Genomic DNA, 23919 nt, shown 5'->3' with positions numbered 1-23919 from the left:
TTGTCGCAAAGAACCGAAGCTGGTACTTTGCGACCATGTTGACGAAAGTGAAATTCACCGTGGCCTACGATGGCACGGGATTCTGCGGCTGGCAGAAGCAAAAGCAAGAAGATCAGATTTCCGTGGCCCATGTTATTGAAAAGGCCCTGGAAAAGGTTTTTGCTGAAAAGATCACCCTTTTTGCATCTGGACGCACGGATGCGGGGGTTCATGCTCTGAACCAAGTCTGCCACTTTTCTACGCATCGCAAGATCGATCCGGCTAAGAAGTGGGACCTTTGCTGGGCCCTGAATTCTCAACTTCCAGCCTCCATCGTGGTCAAAAAGGCCTGGATTGCGCCCCAGGAATTCCATGCGACGTTGTCGGCAACTCACAAGACTTATCGCTATCTTCTTTTAAACCGACCGCGACCTAGCGCTCATTTAAGTCGGTATATGGCTTGGGAGCGTCGGCCCATCGATATTCATCATTTGATCTCGAGTTCTGAATTTCTTTTGGGAAATCATGACTTTAAGAGCTTTCAATCGGTGGGGACTCCGGTTCAGGACACGGTTCGCGAGATCTATCAGGCTGATTGGGAATGGCGCCGTCCCGACGTCCTTCAGTTCACGGTGACTGGCAGTGGGTTTCTAAAGCAGATGGTACGAAACATCGTGGGAACGTCTCTTATGCTGGAGCGTAAACACCTGGAACCACTGGAAATGGAACGTATTTTAAGTCTGAAAGACCGTCGCCAAGCTGGTCCCCCAGCCCCTGCGGAAGGCCTTTATTTAATGAAGGTTTATTATCCCCAGGACCTTGACAATGGGTGTATAGAACTTTAAAACATCCCTTCCCGCAAAATAGTGTAAGAGCCCGTTGTTAAACTCAAACATTTTTTGCCGAATGTGCAGACGGTAAAACTGACACGTTCAATATGAAACTGGAGACCCTTAATGAAAACTTTCAATGCAAAAGCAGATGAAGTTGAAAGAAAATGGTGGATCGTTGATGCCGCTGACCAAAAGGTCGGTCGTGTAGCGACAACTGTTGCAAACATTCTTCGTGGAAAGAATAAACCTATTTTCACTCCTAACGTTGATACTGGCGACTTCGTTGTCGTTATCAACACGGACAAAATGGAACTTTCTGGAACAAAATGGGATGACAAAAAATACTACCGTCACTCTCGTTTCTTCGGTTCTTTGAAAGAGATGACTGCAGCTCAAGCGAAAGAGAAAGATTCAACTTTCATCATTCACGAAGCTGTTCGCGGAATGCTTCCTACAAACAAGCTTTCTCGCCAAGTTATCATGAAAATGAAGGCATACACTGGTGCTGAGCATCCTCATGCTGCTCAAAAGCCAGCTCTTTACACACTTCCTTCTAAGAAGTAATTGGAGATAGACAATGGCAGCAGCAGATAAATTCTATTATGCAACTGGAAGAAGAAAAACGAGCTCTGCGCGCGTTTTCTTGAAGCCTGGTAAAGGCAACATCACAATCAACGGAAAAAAATCTGATGATTATTTGAGCCGTATGCAATCACGCATGGTGATCGTACAGCCTCTTGATCTATTGGGCCAACTTGGCAAGTTCGACGCTAAAATCACTGTTTCTGGTGGTGGTGAGTCTGGACAAGCTGGTGCAATCCGTTTGGGTATCACTCGCGCGTTGATCGCTTTCAATGCAGAGTTCAAAGGAACTCTTAAGAAAGCTGGATTCGTTATGCGTGATCCTCGTATGGTTGAGCGTAAAAAATACGGTAAAGCCGGCGCTCGTCGTAGATTCCAATACTCTAAACGTTAATCGTTGCGAGTTTTCGGACGAAAAAGGGAGCTGTTTCAGCTCCCTTTTTTTTTGCTTTCGGCAGTGTCGTTGGCGTGACGGATTTGCCGAGCAGGGCTTTTGCCCATGCGTCCGCTGCCGAATTCGGAATTCATGCTTTTGTGATTCAAAAATAGAGATTGCAGGCTTTGTTTTCGGACGATGGTGAAATCCACTTGTATTCTGACGCAATCGCTTGCCGCCACGGTGGCGGTAGTGAATCAGGGAAAGACTTCAATCCTGATTCAACTTTTCGAACTAGACCATTCGCAAATAAAAAAGGCACCTTTCGGTGCCTTTAGAACCTTCCTTTTTCTGCTCTAATTACTTAGTGCAAGAAAGTGGGTAGATATTGCCGTTAGCAGCAAGGAAACCACCGAAAGAACCATTAGCTTCTTTACCAAGAGCTAGGAAACCTGTGTTTTTGATGACGCCGTCTTCTTGAGCAGACTTGTCAGTCAAAGCTAGAAGTTGCAAGAAACCGTTGTTCATTTGCTCGACAACAGTGCCTTTGTCCATTTGCGAGAAGAAAATCGATTGTTTCGTTTTCTCGCTCAAAGAAACAGTGACGAAATCAACAGATTGATCATCTGCTAGATCGATGTTCAAAGAAACAAATTGGCTTTCAGGAACAGCACAATTCAAAACAGTGTCTGCCATTGCAGAAGAACCCATAAGAACCAAAGCAGCTACGATAAGCTTTTTCATAAACCCTCCTAAGGTTGATTGCGCTTGGCAGGCTATTTCACGCAGCCATGGCAGGCAATGCAAATGCAACGCACTATTTGTGGACGGTTTGTTGATCCACCCCAGCAAAAGTGACCACGGGCATCTGGCACAAGGTCTGAGGTGCCGAGGATTTAATGTTTCTGGGAGGCCTAATTAGTTTATTCTTAGGACAATCGACAGCAATTTCACAAAAAGGGACGTTTCGTGAAACTGATTATTGCATCATTGATTTGCAACCTGGGACTTTCACATTTTGTCTTAGCTCAAGAAGTTTCCCCTACGCCGGCTGCCGAAAAGAATGAATCTGAATATAACAGACCTCTTTTTTTCTCTGTTGTTGATCAGGAACTTAAGGTCAAAAGCCCCCGGGTAGATTTTGATTTACAGAAATCTCAAGGCGAAGAGCTTGATATCAATGGTGTTGTTTTCAACAACAAATCATTCACCGCCAAGATTGAGCAAGACACTTTAAGCTTTGCATGGGATACGGAACTTGTACCAGGCGGAGAAGTCTCTGTGATCAACGAGCAGGGGAAAGAATTGTGGAAGAAACCTGTGAAAGGCCAGGGTGTTTGGTCATTCAAGGGTGTGCGTGGATCAGATGGTCCTCAGTGGAAAAACGGCGAAAAATTTCATTTCTGCATTCGTTCTGAAGTAGGTCGTGGTTATTCGGGCATGTGTACTCAAACTTATGCCGTCGAAATCAAAGACTCGGAAGTTAGTTTAGGTCTTGCGAAATCCGCGACCACGCCACGTGTGATTTTTCAAAATGATGAAAAAAAGCTAAAAGGTGGCGAGGAAGTTGCCGTGGGTCTTCCGGTGCAGTTTTTGGCGACACTGAAAACCAGTGCCACTTATGAATTTGTTTCTGAGCCCATCGTGCCTTTGGTGAAAGACCTGATCGAGTCGGAAAAGAAGGATCATGTTATTATCACGGGTGAATTGCCAAAACCTCTGAAGACCGAAGCCAAGATTATCTCTGGTAACGACTACGGGAAAATCACGCAAATTTTGGGTTTTCAAAGCACCATCGCCGAGAACCAAGATTTGTGGGAGGCGGAATATCCCGCCAAGAAAGCACGTCTGGTGATCCCCGGAAAGTCTGGTGGCGTTTTTAGCTATGAGCTTGAAATTCAAAATCCTCCACGTCGTCAAGATCGCCGATTTATTTCTGAAAGAGCCATCAAGGGCACTTATAAAGCCCAGGATCAGATGCAGGTCCGTGATGGTGTCGGCAATCTTCAGACCTGGGAATTTGTGGCTCCTCAGAAGTTTGCCAATAATACCGTCTATCTTGATATTCCAGGTGAAAAACGGTCACATCGATCTTATCTTGAGATTTATAGAGCCGGTGCGGGTGAAGCAAGCTTGCGTTTAACCGGCGTGGTTACCAGCAATGGAGACTTCGTTATGCTGGGGGAAGGCCACGTTTCTTGGTGGTTCAATGATATTTTTAGTTCACAAAACTATTGGCTTTCCAAACAAAGATGGGGAATGAGCGCCCGGTACTTCACGTCCTTGACCCAGTTGCCTGCGTCGGATGAGTCAGGTGCAAGTGAAAATGTTGATTTGAAAGTGGCAGAGGCAGATTTGCGCTATCGTTTTACGCCGGGTCTTTGGGAAAAAGACGAAACCTTGGGTGCGATTGTCGCTTATGAAGCTATGGCCCTGGGAGATGCCAATGTGCCAAAACTAGGAATCGGTCTTTTCTGGGCGCGGTCTATGCCGAAGTCCATAGATAACTGGTTCAGCAAAATTCCATTTATGAACTACCCCAAATGGGTGGATATGGAGTTCGTAAAATATATTTCTTCCACAGACAGTGACATCACTTTGGGTGATGACTATGTTCTAAATTTCCATGGCAAGGTTCTGTGGACGCCGAGCTTTTTTGGCGAAGCCGGGTTTGGTCTTAAAAACTACTATTTCGAGAAAAAGTCCGATGGCAGTGGCGCTAAGCTAACAACTTTCTATGGAACCGTAGGTTTGGGCATCAACTTTTAAGAGTTCCATAAAGGTGTATGAAGAAAACGCTGACTCTTGTGCATATATTTCTGTTAAATCAGCTGGCAACGACTCTAGTCTTGTTGCTAGTGATCGGTGTTTATGGAACTCATTTGTTTATTTCTGAGCAACGCTCGATTCGCGAACGAATGGAACCATCGCTAAGCCGCGAAGTTGAAAGAACCAACAATGAGATCGCCAGTCTTGAAGCTAATGTGTTACGGCTTAAAAGTATCGTCGATCTTTTCGAAGTGATGCCTGCTTCTTTGCGCGTGGAAAAGTTTCGCAACTTCGCTGCATTGACAATTGCCCCTCACTCAACTCAGTTTAATGCCTATTTTGCTTTGGGACCGGATCTTGCGAAGAAGTATTTCGGAAAAAGTTCATATGTTTACGTGGTATTGCGAGACTATTCGCTTTTTGCCAACACCCGCTACAATGATCCGCAGTATTTTATTCATGAGGAGTTTTTAGCTCCTGGCTACAACACTGATCCTGATATGCAATGGTGGCACATGAATGAAAAAAACATGGGTATCAACTTTTCCGATTTTTATTTCGACAAGGGTTACATGGAAAAGGTGATGTTCAGCACGACCACGGGAACCTACAAAGACGGTAAACTGATGGCCGTTGTTGGGATAGATACTTTAGCCGGAGATATCGCTCACCGTTTGGGAGCTTTTCGCATGGGAGAGACCGGTGGTGTCATCATCGTAGATAACCACGGACGACCGGTTTTGCCGTTGATTGCCCGCGATTTGCCGTTAATCGATTATACATATTTGCGCGCATTCACTCGTGATGAATTTAAAAAAATGCCGGCGCTCTCGCAGAAGTTCTTCAATATTCAAGGGGCAAAGCTGCAGGACTTTTCAGGTGCTGATGGCAAGACCTATATCACTTATGCGAAGCCCATCAAGGGGCGGCCTTGGCACATGGTTATTTTTCAGGAAAAGTCTGAAGCCTATGCGGGCTTATACTTTCGAATGTTTTTCTTTGGATTCGTGACTCTTGCCGCGTATTTTTTGTTAACCCTGACGGTATGGTTGACAGGTAAGTATGTGGTTAATCAGGACAAAGCTGTTTTGAAAGAGCTTCGGGAATCGCGGGATAAGGCGGAAGCGGCAACTAAAATCAAGTCTCTGTTTCTATCCACTATGAGCCATGAAATTCGCACGCCGCTGAACTCGATGTTGGGCTCGTCCGAACTTTTGGCAGAAACATCTTTGACGTTAGAACAAAATGAACTTCTAAGATCTTTGCAAAGTTCCGGCGAGACCCTTCTTAGTATGCTCAATAACATTCTGGATTTTTCAAAATTTGAATCCGGTCGTATGCAGTTGGAAAAGAGAGAATTTTTGCTGAGTGATCTGGTGCGAGAGGTGGAAGCGCTTGTCTCCACATCGGTCTTTAGGAAGGGCTTGCAATTCTACTTTCATGGACCTGAACAGGATCGTTGGATCATTGGCGATTCATTGCGCTTAAAACAGGTTCTAATGAATCTTTTAGGTAATGCCGTGAAATTCACGGATCGGGGTAGTATTGAACTCACGGTGCAGCCGTATCCGGGCAAAGATCCGCAATCGGAATATTTTCTTTTTGAGGTGAAAGACACGGGCGTAGGCATTGCGAAAGAAAATTTGAAAAAAATATTTGATGAATTTGGGCAGGAAGACTCGTCTGTGACTCGTCGCTTTGGTGGAACTGGGCTTGGTCTAAGTATTTCCAAGAAAATAGTGAATGAGATGGGCGGAGAACTTCATTGCGAAAGCGAACGCTTCTTGGGGTCACGGTTCTACTTTTCGGTCCAGATGCAAAGTCGTCAGGCAGAAGCTTGGAATGTCAGATGGACGACAAAAATGAGTTCGGCACTGCCTAAAGAAGTTCCGAAGACAGAAACAGACAGTGTTTTTCGTATTCTAATCGTCGATGATATGGAAGAAAATCACACCCTTCTTAAAGCTTACATTCGCAAGCTCGATAATATTCATGCTGACTCTGCTTTTACCGGATATGAGTGCCTAGAAAAGTGGGAACGCAATAGATATGATTTGATCTTTATGGACGTCCAGATGCCTGAGATGTCAGGTCTTGATACGATCCGCAAGCTGCGTGACCTAGAGCGTATTGAAGGACGAAGAAGAACACCCGTGATTGTTGTATCTGCAAACAGTTTTGCGGAAGATATCGAGAAGAGTCTGGCGGCTGGTGCCGACAACCACGCGGGTAAGCCTGTTCGCAAGCAAACGGTGATAGAGCTCGTGCAAAAGTACTGTGTCTCCAAGGAAGAAACGTCCCCTGTGAACTCCTAAGACAGCGTTAAGTTTCTAACACCTTATCCCGATATTACAAAGGCCTGGGGTCGGAATGAATCTTGCCTGTATTCATTACGAGACGGGGAAAAAGGGGGGATTTGTGAAAAGAGGTTTGGCACTCATCGGGATACTGTGTCTCGTTTTGGGATTCCAAAATTGCAGCCAAAGCTCGTTGCAAGGGCAAGGGGATTTAGCGTCCAATGACGTTTCGATCAATATGCCTCCACAAATCGTCGAAGATGGCAATGCCTCCGCTCCGAAAGCTGTTACTTATATTGAAATTCCCAACATCGCCGACGGCGAAACTTCTTTTTCCTCGAAAGCCATTGAGGCGACTCCTTATCGCTTGGTGATTTCAACTGAGTCGGGTTCTATTCAGTTGGTGGACGACGCTAATGCCGTATTAGAAAATCGTTGTTTAAGCGCGGGCAATTTGGAAGAGTTGAAAACTATTCTAAGTGGTTCCAGTATATGTGAAGCGCAAACCCAAGATGATGATCAGATTTGCTCCATGCGCTACAAACCTTGGTATGCAGCTCTTTATGTCAATGAAGAGCGGGTCAAACTTGGCGAAGAACGAGACTCCTGCGGCAAAGGACGTAAAGATCTTTGCGGCGCTTTGACGGATGTTTTCCAAGCCTACGTCGCTCACCTCCGACTGCATTGGTCGGAAATGAACTGTGAGTAAGGAATTCTTTAAAGTCAAATTCAACCAAGCGTAAGCATAAGGCCCGTCGCCTTGTGTTTCGCTATTCTCGCATCAGTCTTGTCCTTGGTGATCTATTTTCTCACACAGAGTGCATTCGGGCAGTTCTTTCTCACAATCCGCAAATGCGAGAACGAAAATCCTGCCAGAATCGCGGTAAGTGATGTTCTTCAAGATCGAAAATTTCGAAAATTCCTCATGTGTTGTTTGGCGGGCAGGCCGACTCGCTGCAATCGAAATATGATGTTTAAAATAGAAATGCTCGCCGAGAGTGCACATTAAAGGCTTTTCCTTAGCAGACCGATAAACTTATGTCTGCTCGGAGGAACATTTTTGTATCAGCTTCAGTTAAGAAATCTATTTAAGGAACGTCGTTGGAATAGAATCTTCGATTTTAGAAAAAGAGTCGGATTTCTGGCTGTTTCTTTTTTTACCGCAGCTTCATTGGCTCAGTCTCATAAGGGTATTTCGTTTCAAGGTGTGATTAAACTTCCCAATGGTGAATACCCTACCAGAGCAGGATTGACTGTTGATGCTTTGGTGTTGTCTCCAAACGGTTGCATCCTCAGAGAAGAACAGTTTACGAATGTTAATATTTCCAACGGATATATCAATCTTGCAATAGGTACGGGAGTCGCGGGTGGTTATGATCCGGGATTGTCGTTTAAGCAGGTGATGGACAACTCGACGGTGATATCAAGTGGTCCTTCACAGCCGGCGGGCTTAACTTGCCTGTTAGCTGACGGATCGGTGAACGGTGCCGTCACAAGTTACAATCCAGCTTCAGGCAATGGCGCAAGAAAATTCAGATTGAGTGTGACAATCGACTCCGTGCCGATTGTTGCTGACTTTAATATGCGCTCAGTGGCCTATGCCATTAATGCAGAAAGTTTAAATGGCCGTACAGAGAATAGTTTTGTAAATGTGAGCGCGAATATTACGCAAACGGCTGTTGAAACCTGGTTTGCCAGCACGGTGATGGGGCAGCTCATTGCGAATACTTATAACGCGCCAACGGCGACAACGATTGTTGGAACTGTTGCCGCGAATAAGGTAACGGGTCTCGCTACTGTTGCAACCAGTGGCAGTTATAATGATTTAAGTAATAAACCCACGATTCCTTCGATTCCAAGCCAAACGGGTAATGGTGGTAAGTATTTAACAACGGATGGTTCTGCGTTGTCATGGGCTACCGTTGCAGGGGGTGGTTCAGGAACTATCACTGAAGTTGTGGCAGGCACAGGTCTTAGTGGTGGTGGAACGACGGGCTCCGTCACTGTGAATTTATCCAACGTTGGTACTGCTGGAACATTTACCAAGGTCACCACAGATGCGCAAGGCCGTGTGACATCAGGAACAACACTGAGTGCTTCAGATATTCCGGCTTTGGATGTGGCAAAAATCACCAGTGGAACTTTTACAGACAGTTTTCTTGCAGGTTTGTCTGTTGATAAGCTTCTGAATGGTGCAGGAAAATATTTAAACTATAAACCTAATAATATCGCCTGTAGCGACTCCGAGGTTTTGAAGTATGATTCAACTCTGAATGCCGGTTCTGGAGGTTGGAAGTGTGCTACTGATAATTCGGCGGGTGCGCCTTCAGATGCTAGTTACGCAGCCAAAGGTATTGTGCAGTTTAATACAAATGCCACGACGTCAGGAATGGTTGTATCCAGTGGTGTTGCAAGCGTCAACATGGGAACAGGGGCCAGTCAGATCGTGCAGCTGAATTCGTCAGCAGAGCTTCCCCCGGTGAGTGCTGTGAACTTAACGAATTTAAATGCAACACAGTTGGCGTCCGGTCAAGTGCCTTATGCACGGTTGCCTGTGGGAACGGCTGTCAATACGGTGGCTGCCGGCGATGATTCAAGATTTTCTAATTCTCGTACTCCTACTGGTTCGGCTGGGGGAGATTTATCTGGAACTTATCCGAATCCTACAGTGGCGAAAGTTCAGAATATAGCGGTATCTTCGACGGCACCTTTGACAGATCAAGTTTATAAATTTGATGGTACAAGCTTAGTGCCTGTGTATTTTGGTATTGATGACTTAAGAACATCTGTTGGTGCCAGTCAGTTTGCAACAAGTTGTACGGCTTCTCAGACTTTAACTTGGTCGGCGGTGACAGATGCGTTTACCTGTTCGAATATCGCGGGACTGAATGCCTCGGTAATTACTGGTGGAACAATTGACTCAGCACGCTTGCCAGCATCAGCGACTTACTGGAGCGCGGCCACGGGAGGGATTGAATATTCCGGTGGAAATGTCGGACTAGGGGTTGCCAGCCCCTCTGCAAAACTTGATGTCGATGGTCAGATTCGAGCGAAGACAAACGATCTTAATGGTGCGACAACAGTGGATTGGCATAATGGCAATATTCAGTACACTGGCGGTTCGAATGGTTGTGCCAGCTTTACTTTGAATAATATGCTTGATGGAGCGTCATACACGTTAGCTGTGAATGGAACGAGTGGTTCGTGCACTTTCACGGCTTACTCTGGCAACGGGACAGGTGCTTTAACCGTCAACTATGCAGGAGGCACGGCACCTGATGCGATCACCGCGAAGACCGTCTTTACCTTCATGCGTACAGGTTCTGATGTCTTCGTTACTTGGGTCAGCTTCTAACTTCATTGAAGTGACAGGCGATTTTGAATTCCCACTCGCAGATTTTACGAAAGTATTTTTATATGAGTTCACAGAAATTCGACCGCAGAAAATTTATTTTTGGATCGGCGACGCTTGTTGCCGGAACTTCTATTCTGTCGCAAGCTGAAAAGACTTTTGCACAGGTGACAGGATTGGGGGCTTTTTGGCAGCAGCCAACGAAGTATTCTATTGGGCAAAGTCTAAGATTTGCCTCCGTGAATTCAGCTTACCTGTCTTGGACGCCCACATCCGCAGGAAATAGAAAAAAATGGACATGGAGCGGCTGGTTTAAGAGAAGCTCCTTAAGTCGGGATCAGGTTCTTTTTGGAGCCTATGACAACTCTGCGGGATCTAATAGTATTTATACGGCTCTCACTTTCTTTAGTGACGATACCCTTTCTCTTTCTGGTTGGAATGTAAGATGGCGAGTCACCTCTCGAGTCTTTCGAGATCCAGGGGCTTGGTATCATATTGTTTGTTCTGTCGATACAACTGATGCTGTAGCTGCGAACAGAGTTAAAATTTTCTGTAATGGTGTTCAGGTCACGAGTTTTTCAGAATCAAATGATCCCACAATTTCTGCGGATCTTGGCATTAATGCGACGAACATGCATTGTCTCGGTCGAGTGAATTATACCTCCGGCTCAGGGCCTTATCCATTTGATGGCTATATGGCTGAAGTCAATTTCGTTGATGGTCAGGCTTTAGATTCAAGTTATTTCGGTAAAGTAGATACGACGACGGGGCAATGGGTTTCTAAAAGATATAACGGAACTTATGGTACAAATGGATTTTATTTAAAATTTGCCGACAACTCGAATACGACGTCTACAACTTTAGGCAAGGATTCGAGTGCGAATAACAATAATTGGACCCCAGTTAACTTGCAGGCACACGATCAAGTTTTAGATAGTCCAACCAATAATTTTTGTACGTTGAACTGGTTGTCGAACAACGGTTGTACCATCAATAATGGAGCCTTGAGATGGGTTGAACCTACAACTGGTTCTAATTACGCACAGACTGCGGCGACACTTGGTGTTTCTTTCGGTAAATGGTATTGGGAAGACACAGTGTCCACCTTGTGTGGTGTCTCTGGATTTCGGTTGGACGGCACCGCCTACGACTTAGATCCAGTTTTGGGTAATCATTCACAGTACGGCTATGTGACTTCATCTTCCGGCAGTTATACAAACGGAGAAGCGTGTCCTGTCGGAAGCTACGCGGGGACCGTGTATACCGCGGTTTCCGCGAACGACGTGATTGGTATTGCTATTGATGTCGATGCGGGTAAAGCGTGGTTTAGTATCAATAACGTTTGGGTCAACAGCGGAAATCCAGCGACAGGAGCAGGGGCCGTTTTCACGGCGATCAGTAAAGCTGTTCCATGGTTTCCAGCCTTGTGCCGTCTTGGCGGTCTTGGCGGAGTTCATAATCTTAACTTTGGCCAAGGCGGTCAACCGGGTCTGACTTATTACAGCGCCGCCGGAGGAAGATTTAAATATTCTCCACCATCGGGTTTTAAAGCCTTAAGTACTTTTCATCTTTCTAATCCCACAATTAAAAATCCCGCTCAGTATTTTGATATCTTGGCTTACGCCGGTGTTAATACGACAACTTCGGGTTCCGTTGATCAGGGATCCGCAAAAACTGGCCTGAAATTTTCTCCAGACCTGGTTTGGATGAAGGCTCGAAACGAGGGCACTTTATCTTATCTTTTAAGAGATTCTGTCAGAGGAGCGAGTGTGTTGAGTATTCCTTCATCAGCAGCATCCTCTGCGGCAAACGGAGCGACGTTACCATCGGGATATATTAAGTCTCTTGATCCAAATGGATTTACTTTGGGACGAGGTAATAGTGGGGCGACACCTTGGCGCAACGTTGATGAGACGGGCTATAATTATGTTGGCTGGTGTTGGAGAAAAAGTGCTGCCTCGGGTTTTGATATAATTCAAAACACTTTGTCCTCAACGGGCATAAATACGATTTCGCACTCTTTAGGTGCCACACCAAAAATGATTTTGGCTAAAACCACGGGTGTCTCTGAAAATTGGTTTGTGTATTCTGCGACCTTGACGACTTCTGAATACCTGACATTCAGTACGTCAGCAAAAATATCTTCGGCAGGTTTGTGGGGAACAGGTCCAACTACGTCACAATTCCAGTTTAATGGAACTGCAGGCCGTGACTATATCTTCTATTTATTTGCTGAAGTCCCTGGATATTCGCGAATTGACTATTACACGGGGAATGGCGCCTCGCCCGATGGAAGTGCCGATGGTCCTTTTGTTTATTGTGGATTTAAACCAAAATATTTGTTGCTGAAGCGAATTGACTCTACTAGCAGTTGGGTAGTTTTAGATAGTGCGCGAAATAGCTATAATGTGCAGACGAATGGTCTCTATCCGAACTTGCTAGATGCTGAGGGGAGTGGTGATTTTGTAGATTTTTTGAGTAACGGCTTTAAGATTCGTGATTCAGGTGTGGGGTTGAATGCACCAGGTGGAAAGTATATTTATATTGCCTTTGCGGAGGCTCCTTTTAAGTACGCCTCGGCCATGTAGAGTTTATTTGTTTCAGTCTGGGTCAGGCAATTAAAGGCACCTCGCTGTCTATCCGATAAGAATGTAGTATAATCAGGACCGTAATCTGGTCCGTGAGGGAAGAATTGGGTCGGTCGATAAAAACAATCCTTTTTTTAATAGCTATATCACTTCTCAGCGCCTGTTCGCTCGAAGTCGCAATCACCCAGCCGCAGACTCAGATTGACCCAGGTCTACAACAAAGTCCCGGAGCTGAATTCCATCATGCTGAAATAGTAACGACCTCGAATGGTGCAGTTATTCGTGGGGCGTTCGGAGAGATTTCAGAAAATCAGGTACTTTCAAATGGAGTGGTTATCGAAGGTAGTTTTTATTAAGCCCGATCTCTGTATCTGCGGCAATAGGCCTTCATCATCCAAAGGCATTTTTACTTCGCTTGTAATTTGAAATTCTGCACGTAATTTTTGTTCTTAAGATACTCCGTCGCGTACCCATTAAGCTTTTCAATAGTCTGCGGATTCAGAAAATGCTTCTTAAGGGTGTTGAGCTTTTCGGTGTCTCGAATAGCAATACCATAATCTGAATAGCTTAGGGGACGCTTGTTGATTTCCAACTTATCCTTGTGAGGAATCAGAGTAGGATCGGTCTGTACTAGGAAGGAAAAAACAACCGGATCAATAACGGCGTAATCGATACGCCCCGTCGCCACCATGAGAAGATTTTTAGAATTGTCCGTTGTGTTTTGCACATCCACACCGTGGGTATAGATTTTTCGTTCCTCATCACGTAAGTAGTAGCCCAGGACTCGGCCTACTTTGTATTTGTAGAGATCGTTCAGGTTTTGCCATTCAATTGGATTTTTTTTACGTTGAATGATCACCCAAGGCACCTTTGAGGCCGTCTGAAAAAACTTAAACCCGGGTAAGAGGTCATTGTTTATTGTCGGCGCGTAGCAGTCGATTTCCCCTTTTTCCGCCATGATTTTGGCCCTGTTCCAGGACACATAGTGCACCACTGGTTTGTAGCCAATTTGCGCAAATATTTTTTCTAGAGAATAACCAAGAGCTCCGCCTTTTTTCATGGAGGCGCTGAAATAGGGAGGAATCTCAGATGTACCAACATTGATGACAGCCAGTTGTTGGTCCGTCTTAGCCTGGGGTTCTGGCGAGCCCCAGAAAAAGACAAGGAAAGTTACGAAGAACTGAAGACTTAATTTCAACAAGTGACTCACTCCTGCTGCATGTTCTTAGTCAACTATATCCGCGTAAATATGTACATATGTAAAATCTGAAGGTCCTGAGCTAGCATGGCGCCAAGTGAACCTAATCAGTAGAAGTGATGGGCTTATTTCAGCAGACTCAGGCGATGCTCGATATCTCGTCGCTCCTTGTGCAGAACGTTGAGACGTTGTTCAATTTTAATGGTCTCAAGAAGACTGTTATCTGGCGAGTTCATTGCCTGCGCAAGAGAAACTTCTCGAGTGAAATAGCGATCGGTCATGCGTTCTAAAACGGGTTTTAATTGGACTTCTTCGGCGCTCAAGGGCAGACCCCGCAAAAAGTTCCCCTCCATAGCTGAAAGCCGTTGTTTAATAAGAACGAGTTCGGGACTATTCTTGATGCTGACTTCTTCCGCGGTCTTAATATTTTCAAAAGCTTGCAAAGCCCCCGGGGTCCATCTTTGTAATTCGGCTTCATCGTGGAGCATATCGAAGCCTACTTTAGAGGCTTGAAGAGATGGGGCAAATAAAATGAAATATTTGGACTCTACCAGGTTGTAGTAACTTGTACGAAGTAAGTGAAAGGATTTGTTATTAGGACCATCCACGCTCACTAAATACTGACTATCGACCAAGGGGCGATGGTCAGTAGTCTGTGCGCCAAGAGTATTTAAGAATGAAAAATACATTCCAATTTGGGACGGAGAAGCATTGATCGCGCGGGGCACAGAAAGGCCGGCTTCTCTTTGTAAAGCGCGAGCGATCATCGTCGCACAGTCATTTACGAAAGTTACATTTGTGTATTCTTTATAAGCGGACATCTCGAGATCTTTCTTAAATTGAGCTCTGTTGTCGCTATTCAGATTTAATCTTATCACTTGTAAACTGCGCGCGGAAACAATCGAGGGATCACCCTGTTGTTTCGCCAAATATCGAGAAAGAGGAGTGACACTGAGATCTGTGACACCATAAGAATAAACCTTGCCGTCCATAGAGACAGCAAGATGAGGAAATAGCCCGATATCAATAATAATATCCACTTGGCTCTGGTTTTGGTTCTTCGATAGAACCGTGGCATATTGATCTACCGTCACCGTATTTTTGGCAAGTTGAAGATCGTGGTTAGCCACCAGAAGACTTGAGGCAATCAAAGCGGCTTTTGTCACGTTCTTTGTCCAGCGTTGCAGCTGGGCCCATTTTGGATGCTTTTCGATGAAATCGCGTCGTCTTTCCAGAGCCTCTGTAAGTTGGATGCGATCAATATGCGAAGCCTCTTGGCTATTTAGTTCGTAGCGTGGGTTCTTCTCAATTTTTTTAAAGATCTTGTCGCCCGTGGTTTCAAAAACTCCCAGCGGAGAGAGAAGCGACCAGGTCAGAGACGAAAGAGATTGCACCTGATTTGCGGCCCCTTGAACATATTTATTCGATGAAACCTTATAAAGGCCGGTGGGACGAATCTGCCAGTACTGAGAAAACTTTAAGGCCCACTCCTGGGCAGTGGCCGCGATCTGACTTATTTCTGCAACTTTTTGCTGAAGACCGTGAAGGCGTTGGTCTTGGTGAGCTGCTTCAAGTTCGATACGAACTTTCCGGATCGCAGCGACGGTATTTAAGACGGATTGGCTTTCGGCGACTTCTTGCACTTCATTGAGCGTAAAAATACTGTTGCAAGAAGGCCCCGCGTGGGCAGAAAACGCCCACGTACTACAAAGGACCATTGCAAAGCCAACCAATCGACGAAACATAAGCCTTCCTATCTAGCCGCCGCTTGGACGTCTTTAGCTGCCTGGATCTGATATTCAAGATTTTGAAGAACGGTTTTGAATCGAATGGCCGTGGCTGCATCCATTTGGCCTGAAGTGAGGGCGATTTCCAAGGCTTGACTCATGGATTCGGCGGTCGAAATATCTAGCGCCAAAAGATCATTTAGATCTGTCGGCAATTGTTGAGAATTGTCTGCAATTATTGTGGACATAACGACTTTGGCGCTATTACGGACTTTCTCAGAAATTAAGCCAGACTCGAAGGCAGATTCGACGACATCAATTTCGTAGGCATCTGATTTATGAACGGACCCCGTCAAAGGATTCCATTGTTGGTCGCGGATTTGTTTAACCAAGTTATCTTTTATGGCTCTCTTAAATAAATGGATACGTTGTTGTTCCATATTCAAAATGGCAACCCACGGCATCAACGCCTGGTTCAAGCGACTATCCAATTCATTGTCGCTATTAATAGCTTCAATGACTCGTGCTTCAGAGGCAATTTTATCTTGGTAGTGTGTTTTGCCGAAGAACAACGAAGATGAGGCTGCCGTGCCTGTGATCCGCGCAGAATCGATAAGGACGTCAGGGAAAATAAATTTTGGACCGAACGGAAACGGATTTAGGTATGCGCCCTTGAATGAGAACGGCAGAAACGCCGAAAGAAGTGCACCAGTCGCCGAAACCTTGTAGGACGTGGTCACCGTATCGGTCAACTTATCCGGCTTAAGTTGTTCTGGGATTTGGTATGTGACCTTTCCGCCGAAGGCATTCACCGCGATGATCGAAGCCAAGATTTGTTGTTCTAAAGCACTGATCCCGCCCAACAAGGCCACTTCTTTCGCAGTTTGCGCAAAGGCACTTTGCGCCAGCATTGTGACAGTCGCGGCAGCCATCAGAGTTCTTTTTAGAATTTTCATAGGTAATCTCCTTCGGTATTATTTGTGCTCGGTTGGCGAACCTCTTTGTGCTCGACTCGAACCGTCTTCGATTTTAAAAAAATGCGAAAGACATGCCCTCATTAATCAAGCGTGAATTCCTTTTGAACTCACAAAAGATGTTTAGCCATTTGGCGCATGACTTCTTTCGCAAATTTGCTCGCTGAGTGCGCCTGTCATGTCCTCAAAGCGATCAGCCAAGAATGTTGTCTCAATTGTAAAGGGCTAAAGATACAGACTAAAGAACCTGAAAATAGGTCTTTGATTTCAATAAGTTGTGTGGTGTTAAAGAAAGCCTAAATAGAAAATGGTCACGGGGAGGCGAGGTCAGAGGGGCCTCGCCTGTGAGGCCGCTACAGAATTTTTATGGAGCAGTTTAAAGAATACTGGCAGCCATCGAAATCAATGATGTCACCCAGTTTGTGTTCCAAGCGGGCTTTTAATCTGAAGAAACGATCGTCCACCGATCTTGCCGAAGAGAACTCAGGCCAAAGAGACTCACACAAAAGATCCTTACTGACAGGGCCCTTGATCAACTGTCTTAAAAGAACGCCTTCAAGAGAGCTCGCCTTAATTCGACCGCGGATTTTGCCTTTTTGATCCAACACAACAGAGCTACGCTGACTCCAGCGTAATTGTTCTTTTTCGGGCGCGATCTGCATTGCGTGGATATGGTTCTCATAGCGATGTAACCAGTGCGGGTTGATGTCAGCGAACAACTGCGTATCTAATGTCGAATTGCTTATTCGAGCTCGTACATAAGCCAACGGGAATTCGACCCGATTGTCATGCTCAGTTGGAATATAGTCCAAAAACATATGGGCTCGGTTCAGATCCTTTAAGTCGAAACAGCAGTCAGCGGCATGAACAAGAGAAAGATGATAATCCGACGCCGGACCATGCACCTCAAAGAGGGAAATGGCCTTTTCGATTTCAGCCAAACTGGCTAAATAGCTTTTCTGTTGAAAATAAATGTAGGACTTCTGTCTTAGCGCCAGTCCCTGAATGATATAGATATTTTTTTGTTCGGCTTGAGCCAGAATTCTATTGCAGAGAAAAATGGCTTTGGGGGCTTTCACAAGCCCACCATTAATCAGAGCGATAAGTGAATTGAATTGGCACAATAAGGAGTTTGCCGTTTTGTCACAGGCTTCATATTCCTTTGCGGCAGCTTCAAAATTATAAGAAGCGTCGCCGAAGGATTTTTTTTGCAGAAGGATGGAGCCACGAACGAAGTAACATTCCCCCTTCATAAAGGAAGACGTTGCGAGGTTTGGATTGATGTCTTGTTCGTTTAAAAAACGCCCGTTGCCAATTTTCATCGCCAATCGGAATGTCACTAGCTTTTGCTCTAAAACATTATCAAGTTGCGGAGACTGAATATCGCGTATATCTCGGGAATATTCTGCAGCTATCTGGGAGGCTCCTTCTAGCAGGCCGCGAATTGCAGTGTCGTATTTGTTTTGTTTGGCGCTCATTTTTTGCTTCTCCGTTGTACTAGCGAGGGCCCATATTGGGATCAATCGGAAGTCGTTGAGGTTTAAACTTAACATGCTTAGGTATCAACTCAGTGACGACATTGGATCTTTCGGCAGAAAGTTCTTTGCCAGAGACCCAGTATTCTCCGGGCTCGCTAAATACGCCAAGGCCGAAAAGCTTCTTCAACCAGGCTTCGGAGACACCAGCTTCAACAAACTTGTTAAGGAGTTCCTCGGTTTTTCTTTTGTTGGGGATGTTGGAATGCCAGGGTCTTGCGCCATGGAACATAAATGCCGCTACCTCACCGGCGTATCGGTTCTTACCTTGAACATAAATCGGGACGCAAATGCTGCCGCACTTGTCGCCATTTTCCACAGTGGTTTCAACAACGCGGCCTTTTTCTTTTTGTTGTTTGATAATCTGGATAGCCTCAAGTCCCTCATCGACCAAGCCACCCGGAGAGTTCAAATGTAGTAACACTTCTTTGGCGGGATCTATTTTAGAAAATTCTGAATCAAGTTGAGCTGCAAATCCGGGAGTGACTTCTCCTGAGATTTTAATTGTGAAGAAGCTCTCCATTTCCGAACGAGGAACCTCTTTGACTTCAAAAGTGGCGGCGAATACCCGTTGACTCAAAATGAGAAACGGCAAAAAGGCTGCGAGTTTCAAAAGTAATTTCATTAGAACATCCTTCGCTCAGCGGGGGCTTTCCAATCCAACAAACCTTTGATTTGCCACAAGTCTGCCAATATGAACTGGAATTAAGGAGGGTTTGCCGAAGAAGTCGATGTCTAGTGTTTTTCCATAAGCCCTTTTGCGACACCGTACCTTCGATGTCGAGTTGAAATTTAGCTCGCAGGAAGTACTTTTTTTGAATTTTCCTAAATAAGTCGGCTGAGCAAAACTCGCGTATTCAGCCAAGATTTTAAAGATGAATGCTCGCGGAGCGAGCAATGCTTACACGTCCTTGTGCGCATGATGATGTTCACTCGCAGTCACTGGATTGCGCAAGCCAAGAGCCCGAACCGTCTCTGATAAAAGTTGTTTCACAATGAAGGTTGGCCTTCTTTGGGCAACTATTCCCTTGGAAATAAGCCTTACTGCTGATGAGAAATCTGAATTCCGTTTTTGCTCTGACAAGCAACTCATGATCCCGGGTTTCAACTAGATCGCAATAGTAGCGCTCATCACTGAGCTCGTACTCTTTCGCGACGTTTTCTTCCAGCATATCGATCGTCGAAGCTTTGTCTATACCCATTGAAGAATCCCATCCCGCGATATTCTGGGCGTAGATTTTCTGAACTGGAGTAAATAGAAGTAAAAATGTAATCAGATGTTTCATGGCGGCTCCTTATTGAGGTGGTGCATAACACCCTTTTTGTGGAGGAACAACGGCATATATATTAAGTAAAATGGAGTTTCTATTTTCTTAATTGGCCGACAGTGAAACGGGTCAGAAGTTCTCTCAGCGATCAAGTGACGATCTAGGCCATTCTTTGAAGAAATCATAGAGTTCTCGTTCTGTAAGAGGACTGAGTCGATTTCGCCTTGGTACAAATATCGCAATCGCAACTCCCATTCAGACCGTTGTCAGCTACAGGAAAATAAGTTCCATCTGAGAACAACGGCGATTGAGGTATTTAAGATGTCTATGAAAATCATTACTTTAATGTCTGTGGCCCTTTCATTGCTGGTAACTACTGGTGCATTCGCGGATTCTTTTAAGTTGTCGGGAGTGCGAGCAGCGACATCAAAAGCCGAGTTTTGTAAACAGGCGGCGAAGAATCCACACTATTTCCAGTCCCTGTTGCTCAATGAAGAAAATATTATGGCCTTTACAAATGAAGGCGGCTTGCTTAATGGAGGAGTTTGCTGGTGGCATTCCCGCCTTACGAGAAACGCTACTTATATGGCAATTTATCGTCCAGATCTTCCGCGCCCCTCAGATGCCGAAGTCGACAAAATTTTAAGTAAACTTAAAAGCGGTAACTCTGTTGTCGAAATTCCAGGGTATAGAAATTTCCGTGAATTTACTTCTGATTATAGAACGAAAATTCAAGGTCTTCTGGAAAGCTGGCAAATCACTCACGGTGTATTAGGCTTGGGCTTTGTAGGTGGGAATATTGGTGGTCTGGAAGGTGTCGATCCGGCTCTTATCGATTCCATTATGGACCGACTTTATGAACGTATCGTAAAACGCGGCCAGGTTGTTTATCAGTATTTACAAATGCCTGGAGTCGTCGCGCACGCGTGGCTCGTGGTGGACATGGTTAAGACTAAAAATGGTTATGATTTAAAAGTCGTAGATAGTAACTATTTGAATCCAACAACGGTGAGTTATGTTTATGGTCAAACGATGCAATATGCCGGCTGGTATCCCTTCAATCCCTACATCAATCGCACCACCGAACTTTGGAATATCGTCAAGACTGTTGAAAAATACTGTAAGATTAAAATGGAAAAAGCAGATGACTATAGTCCAATCAACTACCAGCAACTAAGCCCGCCAAGATAACGAACAGAAGTCCTTTCAGTGTTCGCAGAACCCCTAAGAAATTTTAGGGGTTCTTTGATGTCAGAAGGTAACACTCGCAGTGAGTCTGCAACTTGGAAGCTATCACGATCCTGGCAGAATAAAGTTTTGTATATAATCTTTATTTGTTAAGTATTCTATTACATAGCGATTAAGCTTTTCAATCGTCTCGGGTTTTTGCAGGAGATCTTTTAATCCCACAAATTTTTTGCTGTCTCTTATGGCAATGCCATAGTCGGAGAGACTCAGCGGCTGTTTGTTGATTTCCAACTTGTCTTTATATGGAATCAGGCTGGGATCAGTCTGCATGAGGAAAGAAAAGACAATGGGGTCAATAACGGCATAATCGATGCGTCCTGTCGCCACCATAAGAAGATTTTTAGAGTTATCTGTCGTACTTTGAACCTTCACACCATGTGTGTAGATCTGTCGTTCCTCGTCGCGAAGATAGTAGCCAAGCACACGACCCACTTCGTACTTATAAAGGTCAGATAGCTTATGCCATTCAATCGGCTTTTCTTTTCGTTGAATGATCACCCACGGAACCTTTGAGGAGGTTTTAAAGAAAGTAAATCCGGGCAGAAGGTCGTTTCTGATGGTAGGGGCGTAGCAGTCGATTTCCCCTTTTTCGGCCATGATCCGGGTTCTATTCCAAGAGACATAATGGACAACGGGCTTATACCCAATCTGCGCAAATATTTTTTCCATAGAATAAACCAGGGCTCCACCTTTTTTCATGGAGGAACTCAAGTAAGGCGGAATTTCGGATGTGCCAACATTAATGACTTTTAAGGAGTGTTTTTTTTGTGCAAAGGGAGTTGGGGAGTTCCAGAAAAACACAGCGAAAGCTACAAGGCACTGAAGGCTCAATTTCAACAAGCAAATCACCTCAGACTTTATTTTAGTCGGTTATATAACCACGAATGTGTAAGCATGTAAAATGAGACCTGATTGACGACGAGTGTTTGTCCAGACGGGGACCACAACGGATACCACATTGTACCCATTGTGTTGGCGAGTTCACGAATAGGAAGTCACCACACCGTCAGTTTGGTTGTAACGGAAGTTTTTTCCTGAACTTTTTATTTTAAGACCATACTTTTTAAAATAACATCGCGATAAAACAGCAGGCTTTGTACTTCAGAGAAAGTGTTCGGAAAGCCCTGAAGAGGGAAGTGTGGAGAAAAAGCCTTGCAGTTTTCCCCGTTCGAATCACAGGAGTTGTATCTTTCGCATCTTTGGACTGGGTCGGTGTAGGTTGAGTTACTGGGATTGCCCGCGATAAGAAGGCCCACGACCTCATCTTTTGCATTAAGAACGGGACCACCGCTGTTCCCTGAAAAAGCATCTAGATCCGTTAAAAAGGATCGACCGCGATGATTGGGAGAAAATACTTTGGCGTTGTCGGCGAATTTCAGGGGAAGTCCCATAGGGAAACCTAACAAGGCGACTGAGTCATTCATCTGAATAGGGTGGTCGGCAATTTTAAAAGGCGTTCTATTGACGGTGTGACGATCCAGACGAATGAGTGCGAAGTCCTGAACTTCTTCTGCTTCACTGAGTGTGGCGTAGATGATTTCTTTGCATCGATAAATCTTGTCATTGCTGATTTTTCGGAGATTCATTTTGCTATTGTAGTCGAACAGCCAAGTATAAACTTCGCAGTATTGATCAGTAACATGGTGGATCTCGCCGAAGTTAACGGCACAGTGTCCAGCCGTCACTAAGAGATCCGGTGCCACTAGAAAACCTGAACAAGCGTAGGCAATGCTGTTTTCCTCAGAGAAACGTTCGTCTTGGCACATGAATTCATTCATTCTGTTGGCTTCTAGCGACGAGAAACCATTACCCAGATCAGTCCATAGGCTGCTTAAAACACCCACCGCAACCGAGTTCGCAAGGTGGGACTTGGACGGCACTTGTAGTGGATCTTTTCGATCATCAGGGCCAAAAATATCGGCATGGCTCAACAACGGCGTCATGAGAGTGAAGCTTAAAACAAATCGGAAAATCACAGTCATCGGAGAATCCCCCCCCCCCTCGTGGGTGTTCAAAAAATGAACACTAATCGAAAGACATCCCGAGATCTACCCGGTTGAATTTATTTCCTGAAGTAAACTTTGTGGTTATATGTGACCCTCGAAAGAAGAGCCTTAGGCTTGATGAGGCCCTAGGCTCTTCTTTCGATAGCAAGTGAGGGGGCACTTGTTTATGGATCAGACAAAGACTGTATCAGCGGAAATAAAGAATAAATACAGACTAAACATGACAAAAAGACATCATTGATTTCGCTTAGCTGGAGGCGCGTGGTTTAGGCAGGGGGCGTATCAAAAAACTTTGTATTGGACCCCTTTTGGGCTGAATGAATTCTCAGAACAATGCGAATATTTATTATTAATGGATTCGCCTGGAAACAGGCTTCTTAACGGAGATGAATAGGCGGCTAATTTTTATCCGCTAAGTGCTTTTTAGCGAACATTTTTTTAAGCTTTTAGGTCAAAAACCTCAATGATTCTAAAATCGTCCAGTTAAGACCTGGTCAAAGTACACCGAAGAGATCTGTATGAAATATGGAACGTCTTTCCTTATTATGCTCTTCTCTATTTTGGCGTCAGCGGCTCCGAGTTCTTTGAACTATCAAGGTCGCATCCTTAAAACAGATGGGAGCCCTTTGAGCGCCAGCAACGTCAGTTTTTCATTCGAGATTACGAACTCGGATGAATCTTGTGTGATGTATCGTGAGCAGCTCAATGGTGTTGATCTATCCACGACGAAAGGTGTTTTCGACGTGGCGGTTGGGACTGGTGTAAAACAGTTTCCACTGGCGCCCTCTTTCAAGCTGAGTGATGCATTTGTTGACGGTAAATCTATAAGTTGTGATGGGGCCGCACCTGTCACACCTGCGATCGGCAGTTCACGCAAATTGCGTGTGCAATTTTACGAAGGAAGTACGTGGCGTTCGATCACTCCGGCGATGGAGATTCACTCGGTTCCTTTTGCAATCTCCGCGGCCCAGTTGGATGGCAAAGAGGCTTCCGAATTTGTTATCAAAACAGGTCTACCGACTTGTGCTGCGGGCACCTTTCTGTCTTGGGACGGAACTGCTTTGACCTGTCAGGGAACTGTCGGAGCGGGTGGAGGTACGGTCACAAGTGTGACCTCGGCCGATTCTTATATCACAGTGACAAGCAGCACATTAGCGCCCGTGCTGCAGCTGAATGTGGGGACCACA

At 45.1% G+C, this 23919-nt stretch carries 18 protein-coding genes and 1 pseudogene; 10 read left to right on the top strand and 9 right to left on the bottom strand.

Going from position 1 to position 23919, the window contains the following annotated elements:
• Positions 1 to 35 precede the first annotated feature (35 nt).
• The 3 genes from truA to rpsI all read left to right on the top strand — a co-directional run bounded on the left by truA (position 36) and on the right by rpsI (position 1788).
• The gene (gene truA / locus OM95_RS05510) at positions 36 to 824 is read left to right on the top strand and encodes a tRNA pseudouridine(38-40) synthase TruA (RefSeq protein ID WP_041871187.1); all 789 of its coding nucleotides are present in this window, start codon (positions 36 to 38) and stop codon (positions 822 to 824) included.
• 111 nt (positions 825 to 935) lie between these two features.
• A complete protein-coding gene (gene rplM / locus OM95_RS05505; RefSeq protein WP_041871184.1) occupies positions 936 to 1376 on the top strand; it encodes a 50S ribosomal protein L13 in 441 nt (146 codons plus the stop codon).
• A gap of 13 nt (positions 1377 to 1389) precedes the next feature.
• Positions 1390 to 1788: a 30S ribosomal protein S9 gene (gene rpsI, locus OM95_RS05500; RefSeq protein WP_041871182.1), complete on the top strand. Its 399-nt coding sequence runs from the start codon at positions 1390 to 1392 to the stop codon at positions 1786 to 1788.
• 342 nt (positions 1789 to 2130) lie between these two features.
• On the opposite strand, the gene OM95_RS05495 is transcribed toward rpsI, so the two are convergent.
• Positions 2131 to 2514 carry a hypothetical protein gene (locus tag OM95_RS05495; RefSeq protein ID WP_041871180.1) on the bottom strand — a complete coding sequence of 128 codons (384 nt, stop codon included), beginning with the start codon at positions 2512 to 2514 and terminating at the stop codon, positions 2131 to 2133.
• A gap of 225 nt (positions 2515 to 2739) precedes the next feature.
• On the opposite strand from OM95_RS05495, the gene OM95_RS05490 reads away from it, so the two are divergent.
• The 5 genes from OM95_RS05490 to OM95_RS05465 all read left to right on the top strand — a co-directional run bounded on the left by OM95_RS05490 (position 2740) and on the right by OM95_RS05465 (position 12776).
• The gene (locus tag OM95_RS05490; RefSeq protein ID WP_291515608.1) at positions 2740 to 4539 is read left to right on the top strand and encodes a hypothetical protein; all 1800 of its coding nucleotides are present in this window, start codon (positions 2740 to 2742) and stop codon (positions 4537 to 4539) included.
• Between the two features lie 17 nt (positions 4540 to 4556).
• A complete protein-coding gene (locus OM95_RS05485) occupies positions 4557 to 6854 on the top strand; it encodes a hybrid sensor histidine kinase/response regulator (RefSeq protein ID WP_041871177.1) in 2298 nt (765 codons plus the stop codon).
• Positions 6855 to 6957: 103 nt separating this feature from the next.
• A complete protein-coding gene (locus tag OM95_RS05480) occupies positions 6958 to 7545 on the top strand; it encodes a hypothetical protein (protein WP_041871485.1) in 588 nt (195 codons plus the stop codon).
• A gap of 351 nt (positions 7546 to 7896) precedes the next feature.
• Positions 7897 to 10191: a hypothetical protein gene (locus OM95_RS17110; RefSeq protein WP_291515607.1), complete on the top strand. Its 2295-nt coding sequence runs from the start codon at positions 7897 to 7899 to the stop codon at positions 10189 to 10191.
• A 62-nt stretch (positions 10192 to 10253) separates the two neighbouring features.
• On the top strand, positions 10254 to 12776 hold the full coding sequence (locus OM95_RS05465) for a hypothetical protein (protein ID WP_041871173.1): 2523 nt from the start codon (positions 10254 to 10256) through the stop codon (positions 12774 to 12776).
• Between the two features lie 406 nt (positions 12777 to 13182).
• Here OM95_RS05465 and OM95_RS05455 read toward each other — a convergent pair whose 3' ends face one another.
• The 6 genes from OM95_RS05455 to OM95_RS05430 form a co-directional block, all read right to left on the bottom strand.
• A complete protein-coding gene (locus tag OM95_RS05455) occupies positions 13183 to 13977 on the bottom strand; it encodes an ABC transporter substrate-binding protein (protein ID WP_041871168.1) in 795 nt (264 codons plus the stop codon).
• A 122-nt stretch (positions 13978 to 14099) separates the two neighbouring features.
• Positions 14100 to 15719, bottom strand: coding sequence for a hypothetical protein (locus tag OM95_RS05450; protein WP_041871166.1), 1620 nt, complete (start codon positions 15717 to 15719; stop codon positions 14100 to 14102).
• A gap of 8 nt (positions 15720 to 15727) precedes the next feature.
• Entirely contained in the window at positions 15728 to 16657 is a 930-nt protein-coding gene (locus OM95_RS05445; RefSeq protein ID WP_041871164.1) for a hypothetical protein, read from the bottom strand.
• Between the two features lie 371 nt (positions 16658 to 17028).
• Positions 17029 to 18153, bottom strand: coding sequence for a hypothetical protein (locus tag OM95_RS05440; protein WP_041871162.1), 1125 nt, complete (start codon positions 18151 to 18153; stop codon positions 17029 to 17031).
• A 19-nt stretch (positions 18154 to 18172) separates the two neighbouring features.
• Entirely contained in the window at positions 18173 to 18835 is a 663-nt protein-coding gene (locus tag OM95_RS05435) for an ATP-dependent Clp protease proteolytic subunit (RefSeq protein WP_041871161.1), read from the bottom strand.
• A 304-nt stretch (positions 18836 to 19139) separates the two neighbouring features.
• The gene (locus OM95_RS05430; RefSeq protein WP_041871159.1) at positions 19140 to 19496 is read right to left on the bottom strand and encodes a hypothetical protein; all 357 of its coding nucleotides are present in this window, start codon (positions 19494 to 19496) and stop codon (positions 19140 to 19142) included.
• A gap of 309 nt (positions 19497 to 19805) precedes the next feature.
• On the opposite strand from OM95_RS05430, the gene OM95_RS05425 reads away from it, so the two are divergent.
• Positions 19806 to 20669: a hypothetical protein gene (locus tag OM95_RS05425; protein ID WP_291515606.1), complete on the top strand. Its 864-nt coding sequence runs from the start codon at positions 19806 to 19808 to the stop codon at positions 20667 to 20669.
• Positions 20670 to 20771: 102 nt separating this feature from the next.
• Here OM95_RS05425 and OM95_RS05420 read toward each other — a convergent pair whose 3' ends face one another.
• Together OM95_RS05420 and OM95_RS05415 are read right to left on the bottom strand one after the other, a co-directional pair.
• Positions 20772 to 21527, bottom strand: coding sequence for a transporter substrate-binding domain-containing protein (locus OM95_RS05420; RefSeq protein WP_363228095.1), 756 nt, complete (start codon positions 21525 to 21527; stop codon positions 20772 to 20774).
• Positions 21528 to 21769: 242 nt separating this feature from the next.
• On the bottom strand, positions 21770 to 22708 hold the full coding sequence (locus tag OM95_RS05415) for a serine protease (RefSeq protein WP_041871156.1): 939 nt from the start codon (positions 22706 to 22708) through the stop codon (positions 21770 to 21772).
• A 542-nt stretch (positions 22709 to 23250) separates the two neighbouring features.
• Here OM95_RS05415 and OM95_RS05410 point away from each other — a divergent pair.
• Positions 23251 to 23919 (top strand): annotated as a pseudogene (locus tag OM95_RS05410) (tail fiber domain-containing protein); the annotation flags it as partial.

The sequence above is a fragment of the Bdellovibrio sp. ArHS genome (genome assembly GCF_000786105.1).
GTDB lineage: Bacteria > Bdellovibrionota > Bdellovibrionia > Bdellovibrionales > Bdellovibrionaceae > Bdellovibrio.
The sequence above is the reverse complement of the archived record's forward strand: the minus strand, read 5'-3'. Positions and strand labels throughout refer to the sequence as shown.

Bases quoted from the DNA above. Each gene is read 5' to 3' on its own strand.
- OM95_RS05425 (WP_291515606.1), top strand. From the start codon at position 19,806: ATGAAAATCATTACTTTAATGTCTGTGGCCCTTTCATTGCTGGTAACT.
- OM95_RS05430 (WP_041871159.1), bottom strand. From the start codon at position 19,496: ATGAAACATCTGATTACATTTTTACTTCTATTTACTCCAGTTCAGAAA.
- OM95_RS05450 (WP_041871166.1), bottom strand. From the start codon at position 15,719: ATGTTTCGTCGATTGGTTGGCTTTGCAATGGTCCTTTGTAGTACGTGG.
- truA (WP_041871187.1), top strand. From the start codon at position 36: ATGTTGACGAAAGTGAAATTCACCGTGGCCTACGATGGCACGGGATTC.
- OM95_RS05485 (WP_041871177.1), top strand. From the start codon at position 4,557: ATGAAGAAAACGCTGACTCTTGTGCATATATTTCTGTTAAATCAGCTG.
- OM95_RS05465 (WP_041871173.1), top strand. From the start codon at position 10,254: ATGAGTTCACAGAAATTCGACCGCAGAAAATTTATTTTTGGATCGGCG.
- rplM (WP_041871184.1), top strand. From the start codon at position 936: ATGAAAACTTTCAATGCAAAAGCAGATGAAGTTGAAAGAAAATGGTGG.
- OM95_RS05415 (WP_041871156.1), bottom strand. From the start codon at position 22,708: ATGACTGTGATTTTCCGATTTGTTTTAAGCTTCACTCTCATGACGCCG.
- OM95_RS05495 (WP_041871180.1), bottom strand. From the start codon at position 2,514: ATGAAAAAGCTTATCGTAGCTGCTTTGGTTCTTATGGGTTCTTCTGCA.
- OM95_RS05440 (WP_041871162.1), bottom strand. From the start codon at position 18,153: ATGAGCGCCAAACAAAACAAATACGACACTGCAATTCGCGGCCTGCTA.
- OM95_RS05435 (WP_041871161.1), bottom strand. From the start codon at position 18,835: ATGAAATTACTTTTGAAACTCGCAGCCTTTTTGCCGTTTCTCATTTTG.
- OM95_RS05445 (WP_041871164.1), bottom strand. From the start codon at position 16,657: ATGAAAATTCTAAAAAGAACTCTGATGGCTGCCGCGACTGTCACAATG.
- rpsI (WP_041871182.1), top strand. From the start codon at position 1,390: ATGGCAGCAGCAGATAAATTCTATTATGCAACTGGAAGAAGAAAAACG.